Below are 5,716 nucleotides of genomic sequence, written 5' to 3' on the forward strand. Positions count from 1 at the left end.
ATATGACTTATAATACATGTAAGATGAGTGTACAGCGTTTTAGGAGTAAGTGGTTAATAGTGATGATCATTTTTCTTTATAGTGTGCACCAGGGATATACTCAGGAGTTTCCTCAAAGTTGGGAAGGTGAATGGAAAGGAGAAATGAATATCTACAATTCCAAATCCGTTGATCCGGTAATGAACCTTCAAATGGAACTGAAAGTTGAACCCGTTACCGATTCCGTTTGGAGTTGGACTATTGTGTATATCACGGCTGATAAACCGGATCTGAGAGCTTATGAATTACAGGCCACAGACGATCCGAATAAGTGGATCATTGACGAGAAAAACGGCATTCAATTATCCCAGTCATATATTGGCAATCGCTTAACCAGTTCTTTTTCGCTGGAGAATACATTGCTCGTTGCCTCATATTGGCTGGAAGACAGCGAAATGAACTTTGAGATAATTGTAACAAACCTGGAGCCGGAGTCCGAAACAGGACTAGGAAGTGAAACCTCTCCCATTGTGGGAAATCATCCGGTAAACGCTTACCAGCGGGCAATCCTGAAGAAAGTCAGCGAATGATCCGTATCTGTTGATCCATCAATTATTCACTGCTGTCATTTGAATACGGGTTAAGGAGTTGTTCAATTTGTTTTTGATGATGTAAAGGGGATAGGATATCAGGTAAAACATTTCCCGGATCGTTACTAATTCAAGTAGCAGATGAGGTAATGTCAGTGTGTCCAGTTCTTCCTCAGAATAAGTGTTTACTATTTGCTGAATCTGATTCAGGTTTTCGTGAATGTCTGAAATGATTTTCTCTTTTTGCGAATAGGGGACTTCTGTTTTCGGTAAAAAGGGTTCGGGAGCTTTCAAATGGGTACATAAATTGACATTTTACTCAAGTTTAGGGTTGTTGATTCCTGTTGTGTGTTGTAAATCCAAGAGTAAAAATCTCACGTTTTAGTATTTCCCGAATCATGAACGACTGTATTTAGAACTTGGTTAACATCGAATCAAATCTCCAGATGGGTATTTCGACTCGGAGTAAGATTAATTTGATACGTACTGAAAAGAGCCTTTCATTGATCAGGTAAAAGTATTTATTCCAACCTACGATGTTTACGGAACTCTTCGAATGGAAGCAACTCCTGAATTGTCTTTAGTTTCTATCTCTTTTGGGGCAACAACATTCAATTGATTAGCCAGTATCAGAGACGAGTCAGTCATAAGATTTTCAACGTAATGTAAAATATACACTATTGTTCTTCAGGTAATTAAAAAATAATTGATAACTTGTATCACCTGCAGCTATGTACCATCAATTGAACTATCGATACCATTTACACCTGCAACCAATCGATTGGTCAATGATTTTGACATATTCAGGTAACAATTATTTACATTAAAAACCGTTTTTATGAAAAAACTACTTTTACATTTATGCTTCTCCGGCATCTTTGTCGCAGGCATGCACGGTGCTATGGCACAAAACCCTTACTGGAGTCTCTCTCCGGGGTATTACAACCTAAACGCTTCATCAGTAAGCGGACTCCCTCAGCCCACTGAGCTTCCGGACGGAACGCCAATAACGTTCGCCTATCCAAGTTTATACTATCAGGGAGAAACAGCTCAATACGCTTCGAATGTGATCAGAAACCAAAGTGGAGAGATTGAATTTTTTATCATTGATGCTTTCGTTTATGACAAACATGGGTATGCCATTACAACATTGGAAGCTGCAACTGGTTATGCTACAGGTGCCTCCGAGATTCTGGTCGTTCCTGACCCTGCAAATTGTAACAGGTATTATATTGTATCCACTACTGTCAATAGTAGTATTTACGAAAAACTACCCTACCTATTTTCACTAGACATGTCCTTGCCAAATGACATTTACCTCGATTATAACTGTGACTTAAAGGGGGCTTTAGTCCCCATGCAGTATCTTTCGGGAAACCCTCCTCAACCCTTATTCTATATAGGAATAGACGATATTTCCGGAGGGACATTTATTCCACCTGATCCGGGACCAGGAAAACGTTCAGGCGTATTTTTGGCATCCTCCAAAAAGCGGACGGATGGTTCCTATAAAGTCTTTATTTCAAATGGAGACGGCGTCTTCACATTCACAGTAGACGCTACAGGCTTCAATTTCACTAATCTGTTTGCGTTTCCGGGCTCCGCATTTAATCCGGCCGATGTACGGGGTGAGATGGACATTGCAGAATTAAGCAATGGGAACTATCGCATTGCGGTACCTTACAAAAACGGACCCTATAGCATTGGTGGCCAACATGTCGAACAACGATTGTATACTGCTGAGCTCAACAGCTCCGGGTTAGTTGTTCCAGGTACAGAAAAAATATTCAATACACTTAAATATAACCCAGGAGGGGTGAACCAATCTGCCCGGTACCGGGGAGTCGAATTTTCGGAAGATGGACGGTACTTATACGTTACCCATACTGTAAGTGCGCTTGATCCGAATGCATTTGAGTACTATGATTACTCTAACCCGACCTCCGGTCTGAATCCAATATCCCTTCCTGTTGGCTTAAACCAATCTGATTTTGCCTTCTCCATGATTGAAAGAGGTTTCAACAATGATTTATATCTGGCGAATCAAAATGGTCTGTATCGCCTGGCTGATATGTCAAACCCAGCCTCGGCAATTACGCACATCTCAACATTTTCGCGTACACCTACTTATGAAGGACAAAACCCATTGACCAGTTTACTGAAAATGTATATGTTACCGGATCAAATTGACGGGATGGACTACGATGCTCATTTTAATACCTCGGTTCAATGCTGTCTGGATTCAAAAGGTTTTAATGTCGGGATATATACTGCTACAACCAATGCAACCTGGTCTGTTAGCAACCCGTTAAACAATGGTTCTTTGGTTGCGACCATCGAAAAGGAGCTGCGAATTCCGGCAGGAGTAACTATTACGATTTCGGGAATGACATTGAAGTTTGCACCGGGTGCACACCTTGTTATTGAAAATGGTGCTACTAGTTCTCAACAAGGAGGAAAGTTGATCCTAAACAATACGACGTTAACATCCGATGACAGATGCAGTAATTCCCTAAAATGGCTGGGAGTAGAAGTGTGGGGGAACCAACTTTTGTCGCAAGGAAGCATTACAAGTTCAAACCAGGGGCGTTTGATCATGAACAATTCTAAAATAGAAAATGCCTCCATTGGTGTTTTGGTTTCCAAACGTAAAGTAACGACCAGTCAATCAGGGTGTGCAATGGACGAAATCTATCAGTCCTTTAGTTTTGACAATAATCGGAATGGTGGAATTGTACAGGTTACAAACTCTGAACTTCTGAATAATCAGAGAGGTGTTTGGTTTCGACCATATGAATCAACGGTAAACAATTTATCCTACTTTAGAACCTCTGATTTTATTTGGAATGATAATATTAATACGAGTGTACAGGATCACGCAAAACTGGAAACGGTATATGGCATTACATTCAACGGATGTAATTTCAAAAATGATATAACAACAGGATCCTATGCTCTTGGGGGATATGGTATCTATGCCCGTGAATCACAATTCTACGTAACTCCGTTCTGTAGCTCAATCTATGTTGGTCAACCCTGTAACTATACGGTTCCAAACACATTCCAAAACTTAAACTTTGGAATTCGTACCTGGAATAACATAAATACCAGGACGTTTACGTGTATTGAAAGTCTCTTCCAGAATAATCGCTATGGTATCTATGTTTCCAATACAAAAAATGAGAGCATTCAGAAAAATACCTTTGAAGTAAGAGAGGCAACCTACCAAACCTCTGGTATTTCATTGTATGGTTCATCCGGATACAAAGTTCAGGAAAACGAATTATATGAGTATGACAATCCAACTGTAGCAAACGGTAATGGGCAATCCTATGGAATTGTGGTGAATGGTTCCGGTGAAAGTGCCAATGAGATTTACAAAAACTACTTTCACAATTTAAAAATCGGAGGTCAAACAGAGGGAATCAATGGAACCTATGTTCCGGATCCAGACAATGGTGTGATTCACGGTCTTCAGTGGTTATGTAATGATTTTCAACATGATATATATAGTCACGACCTGACATTAATGAATGGTCGGATGAATTACCATCAAGGAGTTGCCTCTGGCGGAACTACCTATTTGGACGCTAAAAAGAAGGTCGCCAACAATAAATTTTCGTTAACAGGAGAGCCCATTGCTGACCAGCATGACATCTTTGTCTCAAATAATTCGCAGCATCTTTCCTATGCTTACATCGATGTTCCAAGACATGAGCCGGATTCGTATACATTTTCAAATAACTTATATGGTAATGTTGTAGACATCAACGAAGCGCTTTGGGGTGGGGTATCAATAACAGAGGATGCGAATACATGTCCGTCAAAAATCAGAAACAGTGGTGGTCCCATTATTGTCGGTTCATTTTCTATTTCAGAAATGGAAGTACAACAACACGAATTACTGGCGCAAATTGATGGAGGCCAGACAGATAATCTGTTAGCGCTGATTGATCAAGGAACATCCGACCAAATTCGAGACATCTTACTAAGTAAGTCACCTTATCTTTCAGATGAAGTTCTGATTAAGTATGTGAACAGCAACCCTCCTAGCTCTGATTTACTTCAAGTGATGCTGATTAACTCCGGGTTATCGGATGCTGTAAAAAACGTACTTACAAACCATACCATGCCAAATGGTATTGCTAATCAGATTGCAGAAGCGCAAAATAAACAATCGCGGAGAGTGCAACTATTTTCTGATGTCAATTACTTGGAGCATCAAATAGAAATGGGGTATGCAGATCTTATAAACGGAGTTTTACTTGGGAACTACACTCCTGCAGAACTTCAGGAATTGGCTAAATCACTGGGACAAAGTGATAATTCTAGTCAGGCAAACCTATTATTAGCCATATACACCTACTTGGGAGATCAAGATAACATCCGGAAACAAAAACAAGCAATACTGGCATTGAATTCGAACCCGGAGTACGTTAAACTGGAAAACTTAAAAGCTGCTATTACTAACAACAAAACAATTTCGGAAACACTTACGGAAAACCCTGATCTGTTTGGTGAATTAGACGAACTGACCTCAAATACAAGTGACGAAATCCTTAGTGCTTCCGTACAATGTATTCTAGATGCCTTATCGGATAGCGGTGAAGTTCCGGCTTTCTTAACTGCTGATGATGTTCCAGCCGAAAACCAGCATCAACAGCGAAAAGAAATCGATCTGAAACGTAGTTTTAATGTATCCATTTATCCGAATCCTACAAGTGGTGTAGTTTATTTCGATTATCCGGACAAAGGTAAAGGTACAATGGAAATTCAGGTTATTAATCTGAAAGGTCAAATAGTGGCTGAATTTTTAGCGCGGGATGTCCGTCATACGCAAATTGATCTTAGTTTTCTTAACAAAGGATATTATCTAGTTAAGATCAAACTTGACGGTCAGGTTCTGGAAACACAAAAACTGGAATTGTTGTAGTACTGATTATCTTTAAAACTCAAAAAAATCCTCTGGAATTAATTTCAGAGGATTTTTTCCTTTCATTGTTCTTTATACGTTCAAATGAAGCCTCTTTAACCACCCTATACTGCCCTCGATGAATTGGTTTTTATTGCGCATTCTTGATACTGTTTTCTACTCCGATTGTTTTCAATAGGTTCTATTCTTATAGGTGTTGTATTTTCATCAAATC

General features: G+C 39.7%; 3 protein-coding genes. 2 read left to right on the top strand and 1 reads right to left on the bottom strand.

Annotation, left to right across the window (positions count from 1 at the left end; all coding sequences use genetic code 11):
• Nucleotides 1–569, top strand: a 569-nt coding sequence (locus AC4PL9_RS14875; protein ID WP_491605542.1) for a hypothetical protein, incomplete at its 5' end; no start/stop codon positions are given.
• Nucleotides 570–587: 18 nt separating this feature from the next.
• On the opposite strand, the gene AC4PL9_RS14880 is transcribed toward AC4PL9_RS14875, so the two are convergent.
• Nucleotides 588–863 carry a hypothetical protein gene (locus tag AC4PL9_RS14880; RefSeq protein WP_491605543.1) on the bottom strand — a complete coding sequence of 92 codons (276 nt, stop codon included), beginning with the start codon at nucleotides 861–863 and terminating at the stop codon, nucleotides 588–590.
• A gap of 544 nt (nucleotides 864–1,407) precedes the next feature.
• On the opposite strand from AC4PL9_RS14880, the gene AC4PL9_RS14885 reads away from it, so the two are divergent.
• Nucleotides 1,408–5,502, top strand: coding sequence for a T9SS type A sorting domain-containing protein (locus AC4PL9_RS14885; RefSeq protein ID WP_491605544.1), 4,095 nt, complete (start codon nucleotides 1,408–1,410; stop codon nucleotides 5,500–5,502).
• The last annotated feature ends 214 nt before the right edge of the window (nucleotides 5,503–5,716 follow it).

Source organism: Wandonia sp., from assembly GCF_984588085.1.

Excerpts from the sequence above, each read along its gene's own strand:
- AC4PL9_RS14885 (WP_491605544.1), top strand. The coding sequence starts at position 1,408 with ATGAAAAAACTACTTTTACATTTATGCTTCTCCGGCATCTTTGTCGCA.